Annotated in this window: 21 protein-coding genes and 1 pseudogene; 6 read left to right on the top strand and 16 right to left on the bottom strand. The window is 41.3% G+C overall.

Going from position 1 to position 23,829, the window contains the following annotated elements; all coding sequences use genetic code 11:
* Positions 1 to 30 precede the first annotated feature (30 nt).
* The 4 genes from LW728_RS06260 to ccsB all read right to left on the bottom strand — a co-directional run bounded on the left by LW728_RS06260 (position 31) and on the right by ccsB (position 5,120).
* Complete coding sequence (locus tag LW728_RS06260) at positions 31 to 1,275, bottom strand: ATP-binding protein (RefSeq protein ID WP_287765744.1); 1,245 nt, start codon at positions 1,273 to 1,275, stop codon at positions 31 to 33.
* A gap of 353 nt (positions 1,276 to 1,628) precedes the next feature.
* Positions 1,629 to 2,951: a serine/threonine protein kinase gene (locus LW728_RS06255; protein ID WP_004163811.1), complete on the bottom strand. Its 1,323-nt coding sequence runs from the start codon at positions 2,949 to 2,951 to the stop codon at positions 1,629 to 1,631.
* A 56-nt stretch (positions 2,952 to 3,007) separates the two neighbouring features.
* The gene (locus LW728_RS06250) at positions 3,008 to 3,901 is read right to left on the bottom strand and encodes an aspartoacylase (protein WP_287765741.1); all 894 of its coding nucleotides are present in this window, start codon (positions 3,899 to 3,901) and stop codon (positions 3,008 to 3,010) included.
* 232 nt (positions 3,902 to 4,133) lie between these two features.
* On the bottom strand, positions 4,134 to 5,120 hold the full coding sequence (gene ccsB, locus LW728_RS06245) for a c-type cytochrome biogenesis protein CcsB (RefSeq protein WP_004163813.1): 987 nt from the start codon (positions 5,118 to 5,120) through the stop codon (positions 4,134 to 4,136).
* 132 nt (positions 5,121 to 5,252) lie between these two features.
* On the opposite strand from ccsB, the gene ftsH reads away from it, so the two are divergent.
* Entirely contained in the window at positions 5,253 to 7,217 is a 1,965-nt protein-coding gene (gene ftsH / locus LW728_RS06240) for an ATP-dependent zinc metalloprotease FtsH (RefSeq protein ID WP_287765739.1), read from the top strand.
* Positions 7,218 to 7,237: 20 nt separating this feature from the next.
* Positions 7,238 to 7,421 (top strand): annotated as a pseudogene (locus LW728_RS23350) (hypothetical protein).
* A gap of 41 nt (positions 7,422 to 7,462) precedes the next feature.
* On the opposite strand, the gene LW728_RS06235 reads toward LW728_RS23350, so the two are convergent.
* The 3 genes from LW728_RS06235 to LW728_RS06225 all read right to left on the bottom strand — a co-directional run bounded on the left by LW728_RS06235 (position 7,463) and on the right by LW728_RS06225 (position 10,449).
* Positions 7,463 to 9,379: a hypothetical protein gene (locus LW728_RS06235; RefSeq protein ID WP_287765736.1), complete on the bottom strand. Its 1,917-nt coding sequence runs from the start codon at positions 9,377 to 9,379 to the stop codon at positions 7,463 to 7,465.
* The gene (locus tag LW728_RS06230; protein ID WP_004163816.1) at positions 9,348 to 9,701 is read right to left on the bottom strand and encodes a hypothetical protein; all 354 of its coding nucleotides are present in this window, start codon (positions 9,699 to 9,701) and stop codon (positions 9,348 to 9,350) included. Before LW728_RS06230 ends, LW728_RS06235 begins: the two co-directional genes overlap by 32 nt.
* 196 nt (positions 9,702 to 9,897) lie before the next feature.
* Positions 9,898 to 10,449 (bottom strand): thioredoxin family protein, encoded by a 552-nt coding sequence (locus LW728_RS06225; protein ID WP_004163817.1) that lies wholly within the window; start codon positions 10,447 to 10,449, stop codon positions 9,898 to 9,900.
* A gap of 41 nt (positions 10,450 to 10,490) precedes the next feature.
* Here LW728_RS06225 and LW728_RS06220 point away from each other — a divergent pair, with 41 nt between their 5' ends.
* Positions 10,491 to 10,895, top strand: a complete 405-nt coding sequence (locus tag LW728_RS06220; RefSeq protein ID WP_287669907.1) for an NIL domain-containing protein — start codon at positions 10,491 to 10,493, stop codon at positions 10,893 to 10,895.
* Positions 10,896 to 11,130: 235 nt separating this feature from the next.
* On the top strand, positions 11,131 to 12,540 hold the full coding sequence (locus tag LW728_RS06215) for an isochorismate synthase (protein WP_287669909.1): 1,410 nt from the start codon (positions 11,131 to 11,133) through the stop codon (positions 12,538 to 12,540).
* 11 nt (positions 12,541 to 12,551) lie between these two features.
* On the opposite strand, the gene LW728_RS06210 is transcribed toward LW728_RS06215, so the two are convergent.
* The 8 genes from LW728_RS06210 to LW728_RS06175 all read right to left on the bottom strand — a co-directional run bounded on the left by LW728_RS06210 (position 12,552) and on the right by LW728_RS06175 (position 20,054).
* Entirely contained in the window at positions 12,552 to 13,928 is a 1,377-nt protein-coding gene (locus LW728_RS06210) for an aldehyde dehydrogenase (protein ID WP_287669911.1), read from the bottom strand.
* A gap of 31 nt (positions 13,929 to 13,959) precedes the next feature.
* Positions 13,960 to 15,438: a hypothetical protein gene (locus LW728_RS06205; protein ID WP_287765734.1), complete on the bottom strand. Its 1,479-nt coding sequence runs from the start codon at positions 15,436 to 15,438 to the stop codon at positions 13,960 to 13,962.
* 39 nt (positions 15,439 to 15,477) lie between these two features.
* Positions 15,478 to 16,269: a TIGR03943 family putative permease subunit gene (locus LW728_RS06200; RefSeq protein ID WP_287765732.1), complete on the bottom strand. Its 792-nt coding sequence runs from the start codon at positions 16,267 to 16,269 to the stop codon at positions 15,478 to 15,480.
* A 24-nt stretch (positions 16,270 to 16,293) separates the two neighbouring features.
* On the bottom strand, positions 16,294 to 17,304 hold the full coding sequence (locus LW728_RS06195) for a permease (RefSeq protein WP_002780568.1): 1,011 nt from the start codon (positions 17,302 to 17,304) through the stop codon (positions 16,294 to 16,296).
* A 277-nt stretch (positions 17,305 to 17,581) separates the two neighbouring features.
* Entirely contained in the window at positions 17,582 to 18,391 is an 810-nt protein-coding gene (gene larE, locus LW728_RS06190) for an ATP-dependent sacrificial sulfur transferase LarE (RefSeq protein ID WP_043997874.1), read from the bottom strand.
* 215 nt (positions 18,392 to 18,606) lie between these two features.
* Positions 18,607 to 18,831, bottom strand: a complete 225-nt coding sequence (locus tag LW728_RS06185; protein WP_353845702.1) for a type II toxin-antitoxin system RelE family toxin — start codon at positions 18,829 to 18,831, stop codon at positions 18,607 to 18,609.
* Positions 18,832 to 19,023: 192 nt separating this feature from the next.
* Entirely contained in the window at positions 19,024 to 19,239 is a 216-nt protein-coding gene (locus LW728_RS06180) for a hypothetical protein (protein WP_002760368.1), read from the bottom strand.
* Positions 19,240 to 19,334: 95 nt separating this feature from the next.
* Positions 19,335 to 20,054, bottom strand: a complete 720-nt coding sequence (locus tag LW728_RS06175; protein ID WP_287765729.1) for a PEP-CTERM sorting domain-containing protein — start codon at positions 20,052 to 20,054, stop codon at positions 19,335 to 19,337.
* Positions 20,055 to 20,083: 29 nt separating this feature from the next.
* Between LW728_RS06175 and LW728_RS06170 the strand changes: the two genes are divergently transcribed.
* On the top strand, positions 20,084 to 20,260 hold the full coding sequence (locus LW728_RS06170) for a hypothetical protein (protein ID WP_287765728.1): 177 nt from the start codon (positions 20,084 to 20,086) through the stop codon (positions 20,258 to 20,260).
* A 287-nt stretch (positions 20,261 to 20,547) separates the two neighbouring features.
* Here the strand turns inward: LW728_RS06170 and LW728_RS06165 are convergent, their stop codons facing one another.
* Positions 20,548 to 21,651, bottom strand: coding sequence for a glycosyltransferase family 4 protein (locus LW728_RS06165; RefSeq protein ID WP_004163826.1), 1,104 nt, complete (start codon positions 21,649 to 21,651; stop codon positions 20,548 to 20,550).
* A gap of 434 nt (positions 21,652 to 22,085) precedes the next feature.
* Here LW728_RS06165 and LW728_RS06160 point away from each other — a divergent pair, with 434 nt between their 5' ends.
* Positions 22,086 to 23,693 (top strand): MFS transporter, encoded by a 1,608-nt coding sequence (locus LW728_RS06160; protein WP_287765772.1) that lies wholly within the window; start codon positions 22,086 to 22,088, stop codon positions 23,691 to 23,693.
* The last annotated feature ends 136 nt before the right edge of the window (positions 23,694 to 23,829 follow it).

The raw sequence follows: 23,829 nt of genomic DNA, 5'->3' as shown, positions 1-23,829 counted from the left end.
TTCTTTTATTTAATGATAACACAATTAATGCTACCTGTTTAATCCTAATTCCCCCTGTAGAAAATCAATAAATTGTCTAGCAGTTCTTCCCGATCGCCCATTATGTTGGGTTGCCCATTGTTTGGCATGAAATTCTAGGTCTTCTAGGCTAATTTCTAATTTAGCTAAACTTGCTAAATGACGCACTATTTTCAAATACTTTTCTTGATTAGCGGGTTCAAAAGTTAGGGTTAAACCAAAGCGATCACTAAAGGATAATTTTTCTTGTACTGTGTCCCAATTATGCACTTCATCCCCATCTTTTGGTTGTGGTCGATCGGCGAAAAATTCTCTGACTAAATGTCGGCGATTAGAAGTGGCATAAACTACGACATTTTTCGGTCTAGCGGTGATGCTTCCCTCTAAAACAACCTTTAAAGCTTTAAAAGCTTCATCGTCTTCTTCAAAGGATAAATCATCGACAAAGATAATAAATTTCTGTGGTAAATCTCGCAGGATTTCAATAATTAATGGTAGGTCTTTTAATTGCGATTTTGCCACTTCAATTAAGCGCAATCCCTGACTATGATATTTTTGCAATAATCCCTTGACTAGAGAAGATTTTCCCGAACCACGGCTGCCATAGAGTAAGACATTTAAAGCGGGATAACCTGCTAATAAAAAATCAGTGTTTTTAATCAAGGTTTCCTTGGACATTTCATAACCGACTATTTCTTGAATCTGCACGGGATCGGGATGAGTAATCCCTTGTAATCTGCCTTCTTGCCACCTTAAAGCTTGATAACGGGCAAAAATTCCTGTACCACATTCGCGATAATAATCGGCTAGATCTTCGACTAATTCCGTCCAATCTAAACCAGAATGTAGAAAACTTTCTAATTTATTGTCCACTTCCCAAGCGGGGAAACTGAGAAATTTAATTCGTTCAAAAATTGTCGAATTGCTGAGGCTATAAATGCTAGAATTATAGAGAGATTGGAGGATAGATAAATCCTGTTTCACGCCATTAATTAAAGATTCGGGTAACTCCCAAACACTTTTTTTCTGTACCTGTTGACTAAAGGGATTGTCATCTAATAAAATTTGTTCGACTAGAAAATCATTCCAACTAATATTTTTAGATGCTAAAGCTTGAAACCATTGACCATAGGCTTTTAGAAAATCGGCGATATTATCCGTAGATAATAGGGTAATAAATGCCTGGCCAATAGCATTATCAAAAACCCCTTGATACAAAACTAACAAGCTGACTTTTTGGTAAATTTCAGATATCATTTTTATTCTCCACTAATAACTAACATTTCATGGCTGATTTTTTGTAATTCCTAATCCGATTTAATAATTGCCGTCCTGTATCCAAGAAAATGTAAATCAGTTATTATTCTATCAAGATAGGGTAATCTCTGCAAGATTAAGGTTAAAAAAGGGAAAATGCCTACCGACTAATTCCCAAGATTTCTTGAATTGATTTTCATTTATCTTAATGGTGAGGTACAAAGTTCTCCTTTTGGGGAGTCAGTCCCGATGAAAAAATTTTCACCCCCACAGATGAAAGAGGTTTCCTTCCCTACACCCCACACCCCACACCCTACACCCTCTTTCAAGTCAGGAGATAATACCGTGTCAGGTTACACTTCCTCTTGATGAGAAACACTGTATTTAATAAAATTTAACCAATCTTGGATTTCCTGTCCTAACCAGAGACATTCATCCTCGCGGAGATTCTGACCGATAAGATAATAATTTTTAGCCGTCCGCAGACGAATCTGATAGTTAGCTTCTGTACCATTGCTATGAAGAAAAATACCCCATAAGTCTTGAGTTTTGAAAGCAAATTTTTGGTAGATAAAATTGAAGAGTTTATATTTAATTAAAACTTCTTGAGGGGTAAGAATTAACTGCATCTCCCGCAAAAAAATAAAACCAATCAGAGCTATAATAAAGGTAATAATTGGGGAGATAAAGACAGTGATAGTAAGGAAAATCGCCAAAGACCAGAGAGTAGGCGCATCGGAAGGTAGCTTAATTTTTGGGGGTAAATTAATCTCTAAATTATCCTTATGTTTAGCGATACGGATGGAACTGTGGGGAGGTTTTGGTAATTTCTTAGGATCGATTAAACTTGAGGCTTGGCGATAGTAGGGATGTTGGAGAAATTTCAGGGCTTCTCTGGCACTTTTAAACCGCTTTTCTACCGCTACATCGGTCATAGTTTCTAACCAATCGATTAAATCATCATCGATTGTCACCAGTTGGCGAAATTGAATTTTAGAGTCGCGGTGGGGCAATTCTATCGGGACAATTCCCGTCAATAAATGAATTAAAGTCATGCCCAAGGCATATAAATCAGAACTGGGAACCGCCCGGCCCCAAAATTGTTCTAGGGGTGCATAACCACTCGTCCCCACCACGGTAAAAGTAACTCCTGTTACTGCACCGCGGGACTGGACTGCGCCAAAATCTACTAAATAAACGTTATTTTCCGAGTTAATAATTAAATTACTAGGTTTAATATCTCGATGTAATACTGGGGGCGATAATTCCTGCAAATAGATGAGAATTTCGAGAACTTCTTGGGCAATAGTTCGAATTACCGTAGCGGTGAAACGTTGCCCCCTTTCTAAGCGATCGCTTAGAGATTCTCCCGGTATATAATCTTGTACAAGCACAAACCAAGGAATCCCGTCACCTTGATTTTTATCGAGGGAAAAATAATCGCGATAGCGGGGAATACGGGGATGATGGAGAGAAGCTAAGACGGCTGCCTCCCGTTCAAATAATTTTAATTCTTCCCACTCCATCTGGGGACTAAAAGCGAGGAGTTTAATAATTACCGATTCTTGGGATAATAGATCAGTAGCTAACCAGGTTTGACGACCGATAGCGGTATTGCCTAGGCGTTGTTGCAGTTGGTAACGTTCAGCTAAAAGAGAATCAGAAGTAAAGGTCATGTTGGCTTTTCCCTTATTTAGACCTGTTTTTTGTCAGGAAAACTGCTGTGGAGGTACTAATTAATATCGATTTGTTTTTTTGCTGTCCAACAAAGGGCGATTCCTTTTTCTTTATAGGAAGATTCTCCAACAAAGATAGGATATAATGTAGATTCCCCACGATAGATAATTTCCTGACCATCAAATCCTAGAAAAATCGGTTGATTGGGTTGAATTGCCTGATAATCTCGTTGGAGAATCTGAGGATGTAACATGGCTTTAATTTCACCCTGTTCATCCCGAGGATAATCGATCGAGCCTAAACGTTGGTAAACTGTTAGGGATTCGCCGAAAGTATCGAGATGGGCAGCGAGATAATTTTCCTGTTCGATATAGTCTAGGATTTGATAGATGAGTGTTTCGGTTTGACGAAAAAGATAGGGACAGATGACACCATGGTTAATTGGACCGATTTCTAGGGTAAAAGCTAGGGGACAAATTCCTTTAAGAAAATGATTTTCTTCCTCGCTGACGGGATGATAAATTAAGCGCACCTCAGGATTAATTTTAGTCAGATAGGTAAAGAGTTTTAATAGCCAAGGATGGGGGTTAGAATAAATAATCGCCAGCATCATGTTAGATGTGGTGCTGTGAATATCTATTAATAAATCAATGGATTTTTCTTGGATTTGTTGATAGATATATTTCGCTATTAGTTGCTCGTGTTGCCGATAATTAGGATTGGCTAAATCTGCTCGGTTAAAACAACGATTTAAATCCGTATCGACATATCTAACCCGTTGCTTTAGGGCCAAGGGATTGGCGATGAGACTGTGGGATTGAAAACTGATGCGGGCCAGGAGATTAGCTGAGTTTTGCAGGTATTTAACCAAATAAGCGGGAGTTAGTTCATTGCCATGCACACCGGCAATTAAAGCCAGATTTTTAATAGTAGTTTTCTGCTCGATCATTTTTTATAATTTTTGAAAAGTTGTAATTATTTATGGTTTACTGAAAAAGTTTCTTGGTGGGGTTAGGAGACAGTTATCAGTTATCAGTTATCAGTTATCAGTTATCAGTTCACTGAGAAAACTCCCCACACCCCACACCCCAATTCATAATTCATAATTCATAATTCATAATTTATAATTCCTACACCCTCTTTCAAGTCAGGAGGGGCAGGTTTGCCCCCCTATAACTGATTTAGAAAAACCAACCGTAGGAATGAAGACCTTTACCTAAAAGATTCACCCCTAAATAACATACCCAAACCACAACAAAACCGCTGGCTGCTAGAATAGCCGGTTTTCTTCCCTGCCATCCCCGGGTAATGCGGGCATGGAGATAAGCAGCAAAAACTAACCAAGTGATTAGCGCCCAAGTTTCTTTTGGATCCCAACTCCAATAGGAACCCCAAGCTTCATTGGCCCAAACCGCCCCGGCGATGATACCGATGGTGAGAAGGGGGAAACCGAGACCAATGACCCGATAACTGATATTATCGAGGGTTTCCGCCAAGCTAAGACGTTGGGGCGAAAGAGTCGCCATCGCTGTTAAGGTGGGAGTTAAAAGGGCGGTTGTGCCACCGTTAGCCGTTTCCACGAAAATTGGAGCCGAAAGAGTGGTAGATAACTTATTTTGCAGACGATAGGCTCCCGTACCCACGGAACTGCCTTTTAACTCGATATTTTGACCTCTAGTAACGATCAGAAAAGCGATCGCCATCAGGGAACCCACCATCAAAGCAGCATAACTTAACATCATGACGCTAACGTGCATCATCAACCAATTCGATTTTAAAGCCGGAACCAAGGGTGCCGAAGTTTGCATTTCTCCTGGTAAAGACAAAGTGGCAAAAGCGGTAATCCCCATGGCTACAGGAGTCGTCACCACCCCCACCAGGCGACTGCGGCTAGTGTACTCAGCAATTAAATGAACCGCAGTTACACCCCAAGCGAGAAAGAATAAAGATTCGTAAAGATTGCTAATGGGGAAATAACCCGCTTCTAACCAACGCGCTCCCAATAAAGCGGCGATACAGAGGTTAGCGATGGCCACTCCCGTGCTGCCCAGGCCCGGCAACAAAGGTATGCTAGGAAAGGCTGCCCCAGCCCAATAAACCAGCATGGTTAAAAACAGGACTAAAAAAGAAGTGTTATCGAGAAAGTTCTCTAAGCTAACTAAATTCATGGGATTTCTCTCGTTTGTCGCTCGCTCGCTACCAAGTATTCCATCCTCTATCCTATCCCATCGGTAAGGCGATCGAGATAGGGAATTGTTAGTATGAACTTTGCATTTTCACTCTCACCCACCCTAAAAATTATGACTAATCAAGAAGATAATCAATTTTCCTGGTCGGGTTTGCCTCTGTTAGGCAAAATCCTGATCATTTGTTCTGGTGTTGCCGCTTTAGGCTATTTTCTTATCCCTCGTCCCTCAGAATTATCCAATATTCCCCTCGAACCCTACAGCGAATTTATCAATAAAGTGGAACGGGGCGACATCAGTAGGGTCAGAATTGGCAATCAAGTCATCTTTTATCAATTAAAAAATCCTTTAGAATCCCTGGCTATTCCGGGTAATCCCCCCGTTAATCCCCCAGAATCAAGTAATCCCTTTCACAGTGATTCTAGTTCTCTGGCCAGCAAACCAAGCAGTAATCTAGTCTCCGGACGAGTCTTGTCCACGATTCCAGTTTATAACCCCCAATTACCCCAACTATTACAGCAAAAAGGCGTAATCTTCGAGGCGATTCCCGTAGCCGAAAACAGTTGGATCAGCACTCTCCTCGCTTGGGTGGTTCCTCCCTTAATTTTAGTCGCCGCCATGCAGTTTCTGTTCTATCGCAACGATGACACGCGTAAATCGCTGCTTTTTAATAAAAATCTCGCTAAAGTTTACGGAGACGACGAAAAATATCCGATTACCTTCAGTGATGTGGCCGGGGCCGAGGAAGCAAAAACCGAGTTAAAGGAAATTGTCGAATTTCTCAAGGATGCCGAGCGCTTTAATAAAATTGGGGCGCGTATTCCTAAGGGTGTTCTCTTAGTCGGACCGCCGGGGACGGGAAAAACTCTCTTAGCAAAAGCGGTCGCGGGGGAAGCAGGAGTGACTTTTTTTAGCATTTCGGCCTCGGAATTCGTGGAATTATTTGTCGGGACCGGGGCAGCCCGGGTACGGGATCTATTTGCCCAAGCGAAGAAAAATGCCCCTAGCATCATTTTTATTGATGAATTGGACGCGATCGGTAAATCGAGAAGTTCGGGATCGGGAACTAGCGGCAGCAATGATGAGCGCGAGCAGACTTTAAACCAACTTTTGACGGAAATGGACGGTTTTAGCCCCAAAGAGGCCGTTGTCATCGTTTTAGCCGCCACCAATCGCCCAGAGACTCTTGATGCCGCTTTATTGCGTCCGGGGCGCTTTGATCGCCAAGTTTTGGTGGATCGTCCCGATTTAGCGGGAAGATTGGCAATTTTGGAAATATACGCCCAACGAGTCCAGATGGGTGAAGATGTTAACCTCAAAGCGATCGCCACCCAAACCCCTGGTTTTGCCGGTGCCGATTTAGCCAACCTCGTCAATGAGGCCGCTCTCTTGGCTGCCCGCAATAATCGGGAAAAAGTCAGTCAAATTGATTTTAAAGAGGCGATAGAAAGAGTTATCGCTGGTTTAGAAAAGAAAAGTCGGGTTTTATCGGAAAAAGAAAAGAAAATCGTCGCTTATCACGAAGTTGGCCATGCTTTAGTTGGTGCTGTCATGCCGGGGGGGGGTTGCGTCGAGAAAATTTCTATCGTTCCCCGGGGTTTATCCGCTTTGGGTTATACCCTGAAAATTCCCACGGAAGACCGTTTTTTGATGACAGAAACCGAATTTAAAGAACAAATTACTATGTTATTGGGCGGTCGGGCAGCCGAAGAATTAATCTTTGGCAGTGTCACTAATGGCGCTTCCGATGATTTACAAAGGGCGACGGATATTGCTGAAAGAATGGTGACAATGTATGGTATGAGTAAATCCCTGGGACCCCTAGCCTACGATAAAACAGGACAGGCTAATTTTTTAGGTAATAATCAGGGTAGTCCCCGCCGTTCGATCGGGGAAAATACGGCCAAAGCGATCGATGAAGAAGTTAAACAAATTATCGACGCTAGTTACCAAAAAGCCCTAGCAATTCTCAGTCACAACCGCAATTTATTAGAGTCCATTACTGCTAATCTTTTGACCACCGAAGTAATCGAAGGAGAAGAATTGCAAGAATTCTTAAATCAAGCGCAAATGGTCTGATCAATCCTCATAAACAGGGTCTGCTGAAAAAGTTTTTCGTGGGGACAGGGTGTGGGGTGTGGGGTGTAGGTTTTTACAGATTCTCATCTGATCAATTACCTAATTTTCAGAGAAAAAGTACCTTAATTTTCCCCCGATCACTCCCAGAACTGGTACTTTTTGATTGACAAAAAGTCTAAAAGTATTAGCCAAAAAGGTTTTTAGATTTATCCAGCAATCCTCATAAATAGTCCAGAATATCTAACTTAAGGAGAAGACAGAATCAAAGCATTAGAAAATTGATATTTCCCTGCTTTGACGGTTAATTTGCCCTCTTTCCATCCCAAAGAAACGGGAGAGTTATCTCGACTTAAACTGTTATAAAGGGCGAAATTTTTTGACCAATCGTGCTTTTGACCGTTACGAATTAACATCGGCAGTAAATTGACTTGATTATAGGTAAATTGTAAACTCTGTCCCTGACTGCCTTTAAATAAGAGGCTGCCTTGGTTAATTTGAGTTAAATTTACTTGACTTTTTTGCTTAAATATGCTCTTGAAATTCTCATAACTACCCTGGGTTGCCGCTTCCCCCACTTCCAGAGCAAAACCCGCATAATTGTTACCTGTGGGTAAAGCTTGGTAAGTATTATCATCGGGATAAGGGGAATTAGGAATCTCGATCATTTCAGGAGAAGAAAGATTTATTAATCTCAGGGCTAACCAAGTTTTTTCTAATTGAATAAACCAGATATTATTATCTTTTTCTACCTTGGCAGTTTTCGGTAATTGCCAGAAAAAAGCTTGATCTGCTGGTCGTAACCAGATTAAAAGATTGCGATATTGTCCGATTTCATCCCCGGGATTTTTGCCCGGTTTTACGCCATTTTTGCCGGTGTTAGCCACAAAAAAATCCACACCTTTGTGTTGATTAAAGGCCATTAATTTAAACGGGGCCACATCGCCATCAGGGAAAGTTCCCGCCAGACTACCCATTTGATAACTAGCCCCAATAAATTGAGTTTCCCAATAACCCGGACTTTGATTATTGCCCGGTTTCCAGTGTTCATACAGGGGTTTACTGGCGAGAATTTCTACCGGTTTATTAAAGTTTTTTCGGGCTAATTCCATCACTGCCAAAGGAGGACGATAACCACTGGTAATTAGATAAAGAGAGTCTAATTCCGGGCGATTATTAGCGACGGGGGTATCACCAAAGTATAACCAAAAAGTTCGGGCAGAATCCGATCGCATTACCCCATTACTACCACCATAATCACGTTTTACAGGGCCACCCCAACCGCCGCGATAATATTTAACACTAGCGGCCATGGATAACCAATCTAAGGTCATTTTTGCCCATTGTTTAACTTCCGTATCTTGAGCAAAATCGTAGAGATTGAGATAGGGAGCAAAGGTGTGACCGTGATAAACTTCTGAATCCCATTCTCCCATCCCGATGTTATATAAAGCTGAAACGTAACGCTTAATTTTACTTTTATAAATTTGACGAGTTGCTTCATTTCCGGTTTCTTCGGCCATCAGATAAACTGATGTTTCGCGCATCGCCCGCAGGTTATCAGTATTGCGACTATCTACCCATAAACCCCGTCTTGTTATACTCCAATCATTACCCGTTCCTTGGCCGGTACCGTGGACAGGGTGGGGCCGTTGTAAAGGGTCGGTTTCTGTCCAAATTTTCGCCGCATTATACATTCTCTGACGATAAACTGGATCGAGATACTTTCCGAGAAGAAAATATTTTCTAATTTGTCCTTTCAGGGTAAAAGAAAAATAATAATCTATATAATCAGTGTGGGCTTGTTCTTGTGTTTGTGGGTCATCCTGTTGCAGGAAATCTAGGGCTTTTTGCTGGTTTCCTGCCAAGAAATCAAACATGGCCATAGGATAGGATCTTTTCTCGTTTTCTCCCCACAAATTGCCATAACTTTCTGCCTGAGCAAAATGGTTAATAACTTCCTTAGCCCTTTGTTGAAATTCTGCCTCTAATTCCAGTGTCCAATCGTTAAGATATTGGGGTTTAACTTCGGCAACGGGGAAGGAAGCGATCGAGTTTTGAGAAACAGAATAGAGGGAATTAAAGCCAATGGTAAATAGGGCAATTATTCCCGCTAAAATTAGGTATTTAATTTTAGATCCAATCGTCATCTTCGGCAAATTCATCGATGTTTCCTTGATTTTCTGGGGACTGAGGTTGATTCTCTTTATCTAATTGTAAAGGTATTGGTTCGGGGGGGATAATTTCTGGTAATAATTCTTCGGGTTTTTGACCATCTACCTCCACCACGATCATTTCTGTGACGGGAAACCAAAGAATCCGTCCTTGATCGTCACAAACCGTCAGCGATCGAGATTTATCTGGAGTCTCAGTTGCGAAGAAATCTCCTAACATTTTAGTGGGTAAAATATTCTTACTTTCACCCCCACTAACTCCTAGGAATATATATTCGTTACCTGTGGTCAAATGTTGAACAATAATCGCCATAGTTAAAAAATTCAGTCAATGAAATGTACTTATAGCAGCTTTCATCAGAATGAGGCATGGGCAAGGGACTTAAACCCTTTGTTGGCAAAACTTGTCGATACCTCAGTAACGTGAAAAGCGCTATATTGATAGTTAACTTTTGAATGATAGCTTTCAGCCCTAAGCTTTCCACTGATAACTGATAACTGATTACTGATTACTGCTTAACTTGACTGCCGTGACTGCGAGGATCGGTTTGACTAGCACCCACAAGGACATTAAAATCAGAAGTCTGTCCCGTAGTGGTGGCATAGGGTAGGGTAGAATTAGTTAAAAGTGCCTCTAAATTAGCAGTTAAAATTGATTTTGGCTGTTCTCCGATCGCTTGGGCAACTGGTTGTCCTTGATTATTTAAAAAGACAAAATGGGGAATACCATCCACACGATAACGGAGAATTTCCGGCAACCATTTATTATTATCAACGTTGAGCATGACAAAATTAATGGCATTACCGTATTGTTTTTTAATTTCGGCAATTTCAGCGGCCATCGCCTGACAACTGGTACACCAATTAGCATAAAATTCTGTTAGGGTGGGTTTACCATTACTGAGGGCAAGATCGAAAGGTGTCGCTTTTTCCGCTTGCGCTTCCAAAGATACAGAACTAGCGGTGGTTTGAAACCCGAAGAAAATCGCTACACTAAGGATAACTGCCGTTACTGCCAGCAGCAGATTTCTGATTTTATTGGTGGGTGTGGTGGCTGTCATGGATAGTCTCTCAAAAATTATTCCTATCCTATCCTATCCTCATGAAAAAACGAGTTACTCTCACTTTTCCCAAAAAAGCCGTCCATATGCCCGTTACCTATCGACTGGCGAAGGATTTTAACGTCGCCGCTAATATTATCCGCGCCCAAGTTGCCCCCAATCAAGTGGGAACATTAGTATTAGAATTATCGGGAGATATCGATGAGTTAGAAGCGGCGATCAAATGGTTACAATTACAAAATATTGGCGTTTCCCAAGTTAGTCGCGAAATCGTCATTGATGAAGAAAAATGCGTCGATTGTGGCTTATGTACGGGAGTTTGTCCCACGGAAGCTTTAACCCTTGATCCGGAAAGTTTTCGTCTTAAGTTTTTGCGTTCCCGTTGTGTGGTTTGTGAACAATGTATCCCCACTTGTCCCGTGGCGGCAATTTCCACAAACTTGTAAAGTAGCAGTTATTAAATTAATTTTTTTGCCCATTTAAATAATAGCCATCTCTGGAGATTTTAAGCCTTCATTTGTCTCCAACGCGGTTAATCGTCACAAATATCTCGCTCCTTTTCTGCCTAAAGACCCTTTCTCCGATATCATAGTTAAAAAGAGAGCCTTGACTCTGGCCACATCTGTGGGGATTACATACCATTAATCATGGTTTTTTTGCAAAAAATACAAAAAACTTGACATGACTTCTGCCGTTCCTCGCCTTTCCTATCCTGATAGTCCGATTGCTGATCTTCGCGGCCTCTATGACTTTATCCTCAACCCGCAACTGTTAGCCGCAGAAAAGGGAAATCCGTCGATCGTTAGTTTTTGTCAAAAAATTTCCCCCCTTGATCCCCTAGAAATTCTCTCTCGGATTGCCCCTAGCTATCCCACCCATTGTTATTGGGAAAATCCCGAACAAGAAACCGCTTTTCTCGGCTACGGAATCGCCTTTACTGCCACTTTCCACGGTAAACAACGTTTTTTAAAAGCTCAAAAATTTATTGAAAACTGTCAACAAAGAATTATCAAAATTGATAACTATAGCGAGATTACTCCCCGCATCTTTTGTAGTTTCACTTTTTTCGACTCGGAAATAGCTACCCCCTTTCCCTCAGCTACCCTAACCCTGCCTAAGTTTCAAATTATCAAAAAACAGTCGGAATATTTTTTCCTGACCAATCTCCTAATCACCAGCGAAAAAGAAATAGAAAACTCCCTCGAAGAAACTATTAATAACCTCAAAATTATCCAAAATAACTCGAGCAATTGCCGACAAAATCCCCACCAGGATTCCTGTAGTTACTATATTCATCCTACCTATAATTTTCAAGCGGCTGTTGCCGATGCACTCCAATCTATCCAGGCTCAAAATTTGAGCAAAATTGTCCTTGCTCACGCTCTTGACGTGATTTCTCCCCGTCCTTTTCATCTGGTAAACTGTCTCGATAATTTGCGTCAGCGTCATCCCGATTGCTACACTTTTTCCCTCGGCAATGGACGGGGAGATCATTTTATCGGCGCTAGTCCCGAACGCTTGTTAACTGTCCATCAGGGGCAATTAATCACCGATGCTTTAGCGGGATCCGCTCCCCGGGGAGAAAATGCGATCGAAGATGCTCTCTTTGCCAATAAACTCCTCGCTAGTGAAAAAGAACAACGGGAACATCGGGCCGTTAGTGAGTTTATTAACCAAAAACTGCGACAAATTGGCTTAAATCCGCAAAATTCTCCTTCTAGATTGTTAAAACTCTCCAATATTCAACATCTCTGGACTCCTATCCATGCCAAACTAAAACCCTCCATCCATCCCCTCGAAATTGTTGCCCAACTACACCCCACTCCTGCTGTTGCTGGGGTTCCCACCGAGATCGCTTTAGCACAAATTCGTCATTATGAAACCTTTGATCGCTCTCTTTATGCCGCTCCTTTGGGTTGGATCGATTGTCAAAATAATAGTGAGTTTATTGTTGGTATTCGTTCGGCCTTAATTAAAGGCGATCGAGCGCGATTATACGCCGGTGCGGGTATTGTTGCCGGTTCCGATCCGGAAAAAGAACTAGCAGAAATTCAGCTTAAATTTCAAGCTCTCTTAAAAGCCTTAACCTAAACTATAGCTTTTCACCGAACTAATAACTTAAATAAGCCTAATTTACCCTTAAAAGGCGGATATTTTAAAGCGGGATTGAACCAAAGAGGTGTTTTCATAATCGCTTTTTGGTGACTAAAATTCTCAAAGGAAAAACGACCATGATAGCTACCAATACCGCTATTTCCCCGACCACCAAAGGGTAAACTAGGATTAGTAAAATGAAAACTATTGTTGTTAATACAACCTCCCCCAAACTGGACTGATTCTAACCATTTCTTTTCGGTTTTTGTCTTGGTAGTAAACAGATAAAAAGCTAGAGGGTTAGGGTTTTTAGCAATAATTGCTAAAGCTTCCTCAAAAGTGCTAAAGGCAATGATCGGTAAAATTGGACCGAATATTTCTCCTTGCATAATAGGAGCATCGAGGGAAACATTAGTTAATAAAGTTGGTTGAATATATAAATTTTCTCGATCGGTTTTGCCTCCAAAAACAATCTCACCATCTTGGAGCAAGTCAATCAAGCGATCAAATTGTTTCTCATTAATTATCTTACCATAATCAGCACTTAATCTGGCATTCTCACCGAAAAAATTAACAATAGTATTAGCTAATTCTCTGATCAAATTCTCCTGCTGGGATTGATGTACCAAAACATAATCAGCTGCGATACACATTTGACCACAATTAGAGAATTTTGTCACGGCAATGCGACGGGTTGCCACGGAAATATTAGCATCAGCTTCGATAACACAGGGACTTTTTCCCCCTAATTCTAGAGTAACGGGAATTAACTTTGCTGCCGCTAGTTGATAAATAATTTTTCCTACCCTTGTACTGCCAGTAAAAAATATATGATCAAAGGTAAAACTGTCTAACATATTCGGAATTACTTCCGCACCATCTCCCGAGACAATTAACACATATTCTTCTGGGAATATTTCTTCAATTATTTTAACTACTAATTTTTCCGTCGCTGAGGCAAATTCACTCGGTTTTAATACCGCACAGTTACCAGCAGCAATAGCACCGACTAAAGGCACTAATAACAATTGGAGGGGATAATTCCAAGCAGCAATAATTAAAACCACTCCTAAAGGTTCCTGAATAATCTGACTGGAGGAGGGAAAATTTAAAAGATTAGTTTTAACGGTTTTGGGTTGCATCCATGAGCGCAAATTTTTTAAAGCGGTATTAATTTCCACCAAAAGGAAGCCATTTTCAGTAATCCAACAATCTTCGGGACTTTTCTTTAAATCACTATATAAAGCTCGATATATCTCTGCTTCATATTTAATGATTGCCTGTTTTAACTTCTCTAACTGCTGACGACGGAATTGATAAGAACGAGTGGAACCACTGGCAAAATACTGACGCAATTTGGCTAATTTTTCTGAGTTTGACAGCATCGAAATAATTCCTAAGTTAATGATGGTAATTCTATGGCATCCACTGGGGACGAATTCCCGCTAGAGGTAATTCCATTAAATCAGATTTACTTGCTTTCACTCCATCTTGTAGGGGAGGAATTAACATCCACAAACGACCACTGATAATTGTTTCTCCTGAGTCAGTAGTCAAGGGATTAGTCGGATTAGTATCATAACTGGTGCGAAGTTGATCAAAAATAATCGCTAAACTATCGGGAGATAAACTAATGTGAATATCACGATAATCGGCTAATTCCAGTAGGGGAGTCACTTGACCAGTCTTCACATCTATTTTAGCAAAATAGGGTTTTTCTTTGTACTCTTGACTGTTAGTAACTAACTCAGTTAACAAACAATATAAATCACTACCAGTGGCATTAAATTGACAATCTATAATCGAACCTTGTAGATTGAGTAAGCGTTTTTGTAATCCTTGATTATTGACATAAAAAAGCGATCGAATATAACGCATTTTGGCATTATCAGTATTAAAATTCACCATTGCCGCAGCCGTACCATCAGCAGAAAAATTCAAAATTCGCCCAAATTTTGGTAAAAAATCTAGGGGTTTTGTTTCTGATTTTAAAGGCAAAAGCGCAATTCCTTCCCCCTGGGTGACAGCCAAAGTTTTACTATCAGGTGCAATCAAAAATTCCCCGCCTTGGATGTTTAATTGTTGGGGGTTTTCCCCCAATTTAACTGCCCATAAATCGAAGTTAATCGGATTGCGGCGCTCAATTCTCTGCACGACAATAGTTTCCCCATCTTTAGCTAAATCAAAGTGATTATTTTGATAATCTTTATTGTCTAGCACTAACTCAATTTTTGCAGGGGATTGACTGCTATCAACTTGGTAAAGCTGCAGTTCACGAATTCCCTGTACTCCCTGATTTTTCGCCACGGCCGAAAAGAGAATTTTTTTACCATCAGGGTAAAATTCAAAAGCCATAACGGTCAAATCTGCGGGGGTTAAGAGGGTTTTTTTCTCCTCGGTCAGGTTATAAAAAATTAATCTTCCCTGTTCTTCCCCATTAGTGCCAATATAGGCAAAAGCTCGATCGCGACTTTTAAATTCTCTTTCAAAGATTGCTAGGGTTTGTCCTAATCGATTACCGCTGGGAAATTGTTCCCGCGCACCTTCAATTTGCAGATGGTATTTTTCTCCGTAGGGAATGGGAGAAGTGAGAGTATAAGCTAATCGTCTTCCGGCCCAACTAAACTTCCCCGGCAGCGGAGGATCGATCACTAGATTTTTTTCTACACTAGCATGATCCATGGGGCGATCAAAAGTGATAATAAATGCTTGATCTTCCGCACCAATTTCTCGATTTTCCCAGCTAAATTCCTTGACTCTTGGACCAGTTTGTAAAAGACATTGATTACCACAGCTATTACCCAACCAAATTAAGCCACCAATTACTAAAGTTAGGGATACAATTAATGTTATCGCTAATTTATCAATCGGTTGTAGTTGTAAGGTCTTGATCATTATAGTAGATGGTTAGAAACAACTGATAACAGTTAACTGTTAATATCCGTAGGGATCCACAGGAGTGGGTATAGATTTCACCGATTTAGCCTTAATTACTAATTGTCTTCTGGTGGTTGATTTTCCCACCTCTACGGGTAAGGATTCCGTGGTCATTTCTCCAGTGATTTCTAACCAAGTGTCATTGGGATATTGACTGCGACTTCCTGATAGTTTCACTGGCAAACCCACGGGATAAGCATCCACGGCACAACAGGTAAGAATAAAGCGACTAATTAATAAATAATTATCGGGTAGTTGGGGTAATTGTACCACAAAACCTGTGACTTTTACCGGTTGTCCCGTGTAGGCATCAGGTTCGGGGTAAGCATTCAAAGTTCTTACCCATTCAATTAAACTTTTTTCCTCTGGTTTAACGGTAGTGCCAAAGGATTGAGTTTGCACGCGAGTTAGGGGTAAAGATTCACTAATTCCCCTCTGTAATGCGATTTGACTACTGAGGGGCTGCGGGGCGATAAATAGACCTAAAAGGGCAGTTATTACTAATAAACCTGAGCCAAAATGTTTAGGAAGAATGGTAATATGCGATCGATTATCGTTACTATCTAAATTAATCTTTTTTTGCCACTGCTTTAATAATGTCCAAAGCTTGACTATTCCCAGAATAAATAAAGCAATACTGGTGATGAGAACCAGAAAAAAATAATTAGGATGGATCAGTAAATTTAACTGTCCAGTTATCCAGTATTTAAATAGTAATGAACCCCAACCGATTAGGGCAATAATATCGATAAATTGCGGGACGATTATTTTTAGACGTGATGAATTCATGGGAAAAACTATCCAGGTACTGACCTAAAATAAATAACTGTGAGCCAAGGTGAGTAAAAAAGTCATTTGCGCTGCTAAAGCAAAGAGATAAATTAACATTCTCGGTTTAAAAATAGACAACATTAAACCAATACCTTTCAGGTCAATCATTGGACCGAACACTAGAAAAGCCAGTAGGGAACTACTGGTAAAACTAGAGGCAAAGGAGAGAGCAAAAAAAGAATCAACCGTGGAACAAATCGAAACAATTACCGCTAACAGCATCATGGCCAAGATCGAAGTAATCGGATCCTGACCCAAATTAAGAACAAATTCCCGGGGAACAAACACCTGTAAACCGGCCGCTATAGCACTTCCTAAGATTAACACTCCTCCTAATTCGCGTAATTCCATCACCACGTTTTCCAGAAAAGTTAACCAGCGCCTTTTCATCGGGATTGCTTGCACTGCTGGTAGGACAGCAGTAGCGGCAAAACTTTCATCTAAGCGCAAAGTTTTGCCAGAATTACCGATCAGAAAAGAACCGGATTGTAGTAGTAGTGGGATAGATTCTTTTTCCGGTGTTTCCGGTTGCCAATTGAGGCTTTTTGCCAAAGAGGTTTGGAGGAGCGGTCGGGGATCTTTTTGGATACTAAAGATAATACCGATAACCGTAGCGATGAACAAAGAAAAGATAACTCGATAGAAAACAATTTCCGGTTGATCGCGAAAAGCTACCCAAGTGGACCAGATAACAATCGGGTTAATTGTCGGCGCTGCTAAGAGAAAACTAACCGCTACTGCATTCGGCATTCCTTGCACAAGTAAACGTCGCGCCACGGGTACATTGCCACACTCGCAGACGGGGAACAAAAACCCAATACATCCCCCCACAAATGCTCCTAAAACAGCATTGCGAGGCATCAAGGCAACTAGGCGACGTTCATCGACAAATATTAAAAGAATACTAGAGAGAATCACCCCTAGCAGCAAGAAAGGCATCGCTTCCACCAACAGGCTCAGGAATAGGGTAAAGGCATTTTGTAGTTGACTCATCTATCCTCGCCTTGGCAATTAGAGGTTTAAGGGTAAAGACTTAGGGACCCTAGAAAAAGGTTCATCAGTCTGCTCCCCAGCTTTTTAACACTTTTTTAATATATCCGATCGAGTGACCGGTTATCAGTTATCAGTGACCAGTTATCAGGAGACGGGAGACAGGAGACGGGAGCCAGTATTCAGGAGTCAGGAGATTATTTTGATTTATTCCCCGCACTTCCCAATTCATAATTCATAATTCATAATTCATAATTCCCACTCCCCCATCACCTCCCTCCTAGAGGACTCGATTAAGCTTGCCGCTTTGATAACCTTCTAGATCGAGGGTGACATAGATAAAGCCTAATTTTTGCAGATCAGCGACTAATTCGCTTAAATTTGTCCGATTAATAAAGTCGGGGATTTCTGCTGCCGGTAATTCAATCCGTGCCGTATCGCCGCTCGATCGCACCCGTAATTGACGATAACCTAATTTTCGCAGATAAATCTCCGCCCGTCCGACTCTTTGCAATTTCTCCAGGCTAATTTCCTCCCCGTAGGGAAAACGGGAACTTAAACAGGGTTGCGCCGGTTTATCCCACCAAGGTAAATTTAAGTAACGAGATAGTTGACGAACTTCGCTTTTTGTGATAGCAATTTCCGCCAAAGGTGAACGAGCGCCGCGTTCTCTAGCGGCTTGGATCCCGGGACGATAATCCCTTAAATCATCAGCATTAACGCCATCGATGACGTAGGAATAACCACGAGCGAGAGCGAGCGGTTTAAGGGTGTCGTGTAGCTCACTTTTGCAGAAATAACAGCGATTAACGGGATTACTGGTGTAATTGGGGTTATTCATTTCCTCGGTTTCCACCAATTCATGCCGAATACCGATATAATCGGCCTGAGCGATCGCTTCTTCCAATTCTTCCGGCAGTAGGGAGGGGGAAACCGCCGTAATTGCCAATGCTTGACTCCCTAGCAAATCATAGGCCACTTTTGCCACTAGGGTGCTATCCACGCCCCCAGAATAGGCAATCAGCGCTTTTTCGCTGGTTTTTAAGAGGTTTTGTAATTGTCCGAGTTTATCGAGTAATTGACTGTCCATGGCGGCGATTTTAGCAACTGGTTTAGGGAGACCGTTTTTTATTATATGCCGTGCCGTAATTAATCAGGGCTACCGCTCGATTTATGCTGCCATAATTTTGTCAATAATTGGGCTATTTTTGGCAATTTTTACTAGAAAATAATCTCGCTATTCTAAGGATAGGCGTTTAAAATGGGTATTAGCTTATTGCTGATCCCAATTATTTTAGTAAGTATTTAGTCATAAACTTCACTTCTATGACCTACTCTAATAATAATAATTATCCTACTCTCTCGATCAAATTCATAAATAACCCGATAATCTCCTACTCTTAATTTGTAAAACCCTGACCATTCTCTCGTAAGAGGAAGGGGGGTTATCTGTTCAAAGTTGATGGCTAACCATTTAATTTTATTAAGAATCCTCAGTCTGATAAGTAGGTAGGTATTAAAAACTTTCAGATCCCCCCGCCTATCGGCACCCCCCTTATCAAGGGGGGATCCCCCCGCCTATCGGCACCCCCCTTATCAAGGGGGGCAGGGGGGATCGAACCTAAAATCCATTTTTAATTTAATTATAACCAGCTACTTAAAATCTGTGATCAAATCTAAATCAGTTATCGACTCTGGTTCAAAAGTAACAGAATAGCTCATTTAAGGTTCTATCCCATATCTTTTATCCACCTCAGCTGCGGGAATAGTCGCTCTTCCTTGTAGTCTTTTTTGTTGGATTTCTAATAACTTTTCTTTAAAAGATTCTTTAACTTGTTTTCCCTCATCCGGATCACCAAAGTATTCATCTAGAGTATCATCTACTGTATTACGGATTAAACTTTGTAACTCTTGGGGAGTCATGTCTTTTATCTGCATATTTCCTCTATTCAGAAAAGATAATTGACCTATCACTCCCGATTATATCAAGATATCGGGGCAAACCCTCTGTAGTTGCCCCTGCCAAGGATAATTTATCCCCGACGACGAAGAGAAGCAGCACCCAACGCACCAACAGCGATTAAACTCACTATACCACTAGGTTCCGGGGTTGAAACCGTTGGAGTAGGAGTGATATCCCCATTAAGAGCCACAAACCCACCACCGGCAACATTAGTGGAGTTTTCACCAAAGAAGAAGACAGTGGAGGAGTCAGCATTCAGTCCATAGAGACGGAACTGCACCGGTCCGGTTTGGGGTGCTAAACTGCTTAGGTCAAAGCTGTAGGTATTAGAGGCAGTTGTTAAGCTAACTGTTGTCCCTAAATTACTGGTGAACCCATCAACACTAGAGCGCAAGACCAAATCTAGCTGCGTGTCATCATGCTTCGCATTGAGTTGTAAGTTAGTAAAATCGACCTGAAAACCTGCACCGGGTTGTACGGCAAATTCGACGTATTGGTTGGTATTAACAGTGCTACCTGTATTCCATGAGCCAGTTGAGCCATCTGAAGCAGTACCAAAACCGCCAAGAGCAAAATTGAACCCTACAAATTGTGAGGATAAATGACGTATCCCGGCGGTGTTTAACCCAGTGCTGGTTATATTCGTGCCAACCGTATCCGCCGCTTTGGGGTAAGATGCCCCATCAGTGGTAAATTGATTCCAACCAGCTACTATTGCCGCTTGAGCAGGAGTAACCCCGGCCAACCCCATCAGAGTCAAGGGGGTTAACATTGTCAGTAATTTTTTCATGGATTCGATGACAGTAATAGGAGAAAATTATGGTCATATTTAACGCTAGTTTTGCGCCAATATCCCACAGCAAAAAATATCACAAAGGGGGGGGACGTCAAGGGGTATTTAATCATCATTTTTTATTGATTTTTATGTTTAAGATAGTTATGGGTTATATAAATATTTTTGACTGGTTGCAAGGTTATAGCTGGCAACGCAGATAAGCGAGGTTCTACCTCTACTTATTTCTTTGACCGAAATTATCACCTTCGCTCCTAGGTTCCCCCGCAATAAATTGACCTGGTGCATCTTACATTTGCAGGAATACCGACAATCAGCAGTTTTTAATAACCGGATTTAGTGTAATTTAGGTAAACTGGTTGAATGACAGGAAGGACGGGCTAGAAGCCTAGCCCACAGATAAAATTAGAGAATCTATGTAAAACGGGTCTCCTACCCGTGCAGCTCTGGGATGCGCCTCAAAACCCGCACTAACATAGAGCATAGGGATTTAGATTAACTGCTCTAATTTTGCTCGTAAAGTCTTTTTCCCGAATTTAGTTAGAGTTTGTTGACGCAACCATTGCGGGTGACAACGTTGATCCTGACCTGACAAAATTTCTAAACAAGCTTTAGCCACCTTTTCGGCATCTCGATAGGGAACGCGCCACCCCACCAAACCATCCTGGAGCGGCTCTGCTGAACCGTCCTCATCTCCAGAAATCACGGGAATACCGCAGGCCATCGCTTCTAGGTAAACAATCCCGAACCCTTCCCGGGAAGGCATAACGTAAGCATCGGCCAAACGATAATGGTCCGCTAATTCCTCCGTCGGGACAAAACCGGCGAAAATTACCTGTTTATCCACTCCTAACTGCTTGGTTAAAGCTTCTAACCTTGGGAGGTCGTCCCCTCGTCCGATGACTAGATATTTTACTTCGGGATAAGTCTCTAGAATTGTCGGCATGGCCCGAATGGTAACATCTACCCCTTTATAGATATCCCCCGACCACAATCGGGCCACTGTTAATAAAACTTTGGCATTTTCTATATCATATTTTTTGATTAATGTCAAGGACTTTTCACCTAAATTAAACTTTTCCTCATCCACCACACAGGGGAGAATTGCTACTTTTTTGGGATCGATAGCGTTAGCCTTACACATAAGATCGCGACTGTAACGGCTAATTGTCCAGATCGATTCGGCCGCTTGCAGGGCCTGTTTTTGGGAATTTGGTAAAGGTTCCCAGACTTCTTTGCCGTAGGTGAGGACGGTGTAGGGTATGTCTAAAGCTTGACAGTAAAGACGGGTGAGGGGGGCTAAATTTATATGACCACAAAAAACCTGTTGGGGACGTTTCTGGAGGAGAGAAACTAAAAACTTAAGGGCTAATTGGATGCGTCCGAGAGTTGCTGAGTTATTTTTCAGGTAATGAAAGGTAATACCTTGATTTTTAAAAGGATTAGGACAATCAGGGGCATCCCGCAGTAAAAAAACCTCGGCCGCTTCAGAATCGGGTAAAGTGAGATAGGCTTGCAGAACATCCTTAATATAGGATTGAATACCACCTTCTTGGGAAAAAATCTCTAAAAATAGGAATATATGAGGCATCATAGAACGTCAGTGTCAAAAAGTTTTGGGTTTGGCGAAAAAATTTTCCCCGATCTTTGATCTGTACTATCACACTTTCTTGATCTATTTCGATCGTTTCCCAAGTAATAGATCCTAACCGCTAACAGTCCGAAAAAGAACAATCTTGTGGCTCTTCTTGCGTGTAACTGCCAGAATCAGGGAAATTCGGATGCTGATAGCTAAAATAACTGATATTAGCCAGTTTAGCTCATAATGCTGACCAAGGCGATAGAATAGTCAGAATTTTCTCGGATGCCAAAGATAAAGCTATTTCTCTTTCCCCGGTGGTGGAATTAAATATAAAATGAACGTAGGTTGGGTTGAAGCATGAAACCCAACGCCCGCATGGGTTACGCTACCGCTAACCCATCCTACAAATAATTGTGCCTACCTACTTAATCTCTGTAATTGCTTTTATGGCTCACTTGACTTCTGAAAGACTCAATTTAACCACAAAGATCGCCTATGGTGCTGGTGATTTGGGACCGGCTATCACTGCCAATATCTCGGTATTTTACCTGCTATTTTTCCTGACTGATGTGGCAGGATTATCGGCAGGATTAGCCGGTAGTGTGCTGATGGTGGTGAGAATTTTTGACGCTATTAACGATCCGATCATTGGGATGTGGAGCGATCGAACTCGTACTATCTGGGGTCGTCGCTTACCATGGATGTTATTGGGGTCGATTCCCTTCGGAATTAGCTATTTTTTACTGTGGTTAATCCCGACTAATAACCAATTATGGTTATTTTTATATTATATTTTTATCGGCATTATTTTTAATTTAACCTACACGGTAGTCAATCTTCCCTACCAGGCTCTCACCCCTGAATTAACTCATGATTATAATGAGAGAACCCGCTTAAATAGTTTTCGTTTTGCCTTTTCGATCGGGGGTAGCATTCTCTCATTAATTCTCTATATTCTCGTCTCATCCTCCTATGCCAACGATCTCCATAAAGCTTTTTTATTGTTAGGTGTAGTTTGTGCTTTAATGTCGATTATAGCAGTTATTTGGTGCGCTTTAGTTTTACAAGAACGAGGAGCAAAAGCGATTCTTAATCCCGCTCGGAAAAAAGTTTTGGCAATTGCTTTTATAGTTATCGGTGCGCTTTCCTTTGTCTATGGAGTAGGAAAAATTGGGGTTAATCCCAGAGATTTTATCGCTATTTCTACAATTTTATTAGGAATAGAAGGGATAGTTTCTGGGTTAAATATTTACTATGGTAAAACTGAAAATCATCTCAGGGATGGTGCGGCAATTAAACAGAGAGAAGCAGATAATAATACCGAAACTATTCCCCTGAAAGAACAATTAAAAATAGTTTTTGGTAATCGTCCCTTTTTATACGTTATTGGCATCTATCTTTGTGCTTGGTTGGGAGTACAATTAACCGCCTCGATTTTGGTTTACTACGTTGTCAGCTACATGAGACTATCGGAAGCAGAATCGGGTTTAGTCGCTTTAGCAGTACAGGGAACAGCTTTAGTGATGTTATTTTTCTGGCAAGCAGTTAGTCAGAAATTAGACAAAAAGATAGTCTATTTTTTAGGGATGACATTCTGGATTATTGCCCAAATCGGTTTATTTTTGCTCCAACCAGGAGAAATAACTTTAATGTATACTTTGGCAGTTTTGGCAGGATTTGGCGTATCTGTGGCCTATTTAATTCCTTGGTCAATGGTTCCTGATGTGATTGAATTAGACGAATTAGAAACAGGAAAACGTCGAGAAGGTATTTTTTATGCTTTCATGGTACTTTTGCAAAAAATTGGTTTAGCTTTGGGGTTATTTCTTGTCGGTATTGCTCTAGAAACATCGGGTTTTAAACCAAGAATACCAGGAGAAGCAATTCCCCTGCAGCCGGATAGTGCTTTAATAGCAATTCGCCTAGCAATTGCGCCTTTACCGGCATTTTTTCTGATCATTAGCTTAATTCTTGCCTATTTTTATCCAATTACTCGCCAAGTTCACGCCGAAATTTTAGACCAATTAGCAGCAAGAAGACAAGAGGAAAAGTAAACATCAGTTGTCGGCCGTCAGGAGACAGGAGATTATTTTTATTGATTCCCGAACTTCCTGCATAAAAATCAGCAAACCCTTACCCTAAAGCACTTGTATTGACTTTTGAACTACTGATTACTGGGTACAATCGACC

Source organism: Microcystis sp. 49638_E5, assembly GCF_021300285.1.
In the GTDB taxonomy this organism is placed as follows: domain Bacteria; phylum Cyanobacteriota; class Cyanobacteriia; order Cyanobacteriales; family Microcystaceae; genus Microcystis; species Microcystis aeruginosa_C.
This window is presented reverse-complemented; position numbering and strand designations above follow the sequence as displayed.

Excerpts from the sequence above, each read along its gene's own strand:
- LW728_RS06160 (WP_287765772.1), top strand. The coding sequence starts at position 22,086 with ATGGCTCACTTGACTTCTGAAAGACTCAATTTAACCACAAAGATCGCC.
- LW728_RS06215 (WP_287669909.1), top strand. The coding sequence starts at position 11,131 with ATGACTTCTGCCGTTCCTCGCCTTTCCTATCCTGATAGTCCGATTGCT.
- LW728_RS06180 (WP_002760368.1), bottom strand. The coding sequence starts at position 19,239 with ATGCAGATAAAAGACATGACTCCCCAAGAGTTACAAAGTTTAATCCGT.
- LW728_RS06170 (WP_287765728.1), top strand. The coding sequence starts at position 20,084 with ATGGTCATATTTAACGCTAGTTTTGCGCCAATATCCCACAGCAAAAAA.
- LW728_RS06235 (WP_287765736.1), bottom strand. The coding sequence starts at position 9,379 with ATGAATTTGCCGAAGATGACGATTGGATCTAAAATTAAATACCTAATT.
- LW728_RS06230 (WP_004163816.1), bottom strand. The coding sequence starts at position 9,701 with ATGGCGATTATTGTTCAACATTTGACCACAGGTAACGAATATATATTC.
- ftsH (WP_287765739.1), top strand. The coding sequence starts at position 5,253 with ATGACTAATCAAGAAGATAATCAATTTTCCTGGTCGGGTTTGCCTCTG.
- LW728_RS06260 (WP_287765744.1), bottom strand. The coding sequence starts at position 1,275 with ATGATATCTGAAATTTACCAAAAAGTCAGCTTGTTAGTTTTGTATCAA.
- LW728_RS06205 (WP_287765734.1), bottom strand. The coding sequence starts at position 15,438 with ATGATCAAGACCTTACAACTACAACCGATTGATAAATTAGCGATAACA.
- LW728_RS06210 (WP_287669911.1), bottom strand. The coding sequence starts at position 13,928 with ATGCTGTCAAACTCAGAAAAATTAGCCAAATTGCGTCAGTATTTTGCC.
- larE (WP_043997874.1), bottom strand. The coding sequence starts at position 18,391 with ATGGACAGTCAATTACTCGATAAACTCGGACAATTACAAAACCTCTTA.
- ccsB (WP_004163813.1), bottom strand. The coding sequence starts at position 5,120 with ATGAATTTAGTTAGCTTAGAGAACTTTCTCGATAACACTTCTTTTTTA.
- LW728_RS06165 (WP_004163826.1), bottom strand. The coding sequence starts at position 21,651 with ATGATGCCTCATATATTCCTATTTTTAGAGATTTTTTCCCAAGAAGGT.
- LW728_RS06200 (WP_287765732.1), bottom strand. The coding sequence starts at position 16,269 with ATGAATTCATCACGTCTAAAAATAATCGTCCCGCAATTTATCGATATT.
- LW728_RS06225 (WP_004163817.1), bottom strand. The coding sequence starts at position 10,449 with ATGACAGCCACCACACCCACCAATAAAATCAGAAATCTGCTGCTGGCA.
- LW728_RS06220 (WP_287669907.1), top strand. The coding sequence starts at position 10,491 with ATGAAAAAACGAGTTACTCTCACTTTTCCCAAAAAAGCCGTCCATATG.
- LW728_RS06250 (WP_287765741.1), bottom strand. The coding sequence starts at position 3,901 with ATGATCGAGCAGAAAACTACTATTAAAAATCTGGCTTTAATTGCCGGT.
- LW728_RS06195 (WP_002780568.1), bottom strand. The coding sequence starts at position 17,304 with ATGAGTCAACTACAAAATGCCTTTACCCTATTCCTGAGCCTGTTGGTG.
- LW728_RS06255 (WP_004163811.1), bottom strand. The coding sequence starts at position 2,951 with ATGACCTTTACTTCTGATTCTCTTTTAGCTGAACGTTACCAACTGCAA.
- LW728_RS06175 (WP_287765729.1), bottom strand. The coding sequence starts at position 20,054 with ATGAAAAAATTACTGACAATGTTAACCCCCTTGACTCTGATGGGGTTG.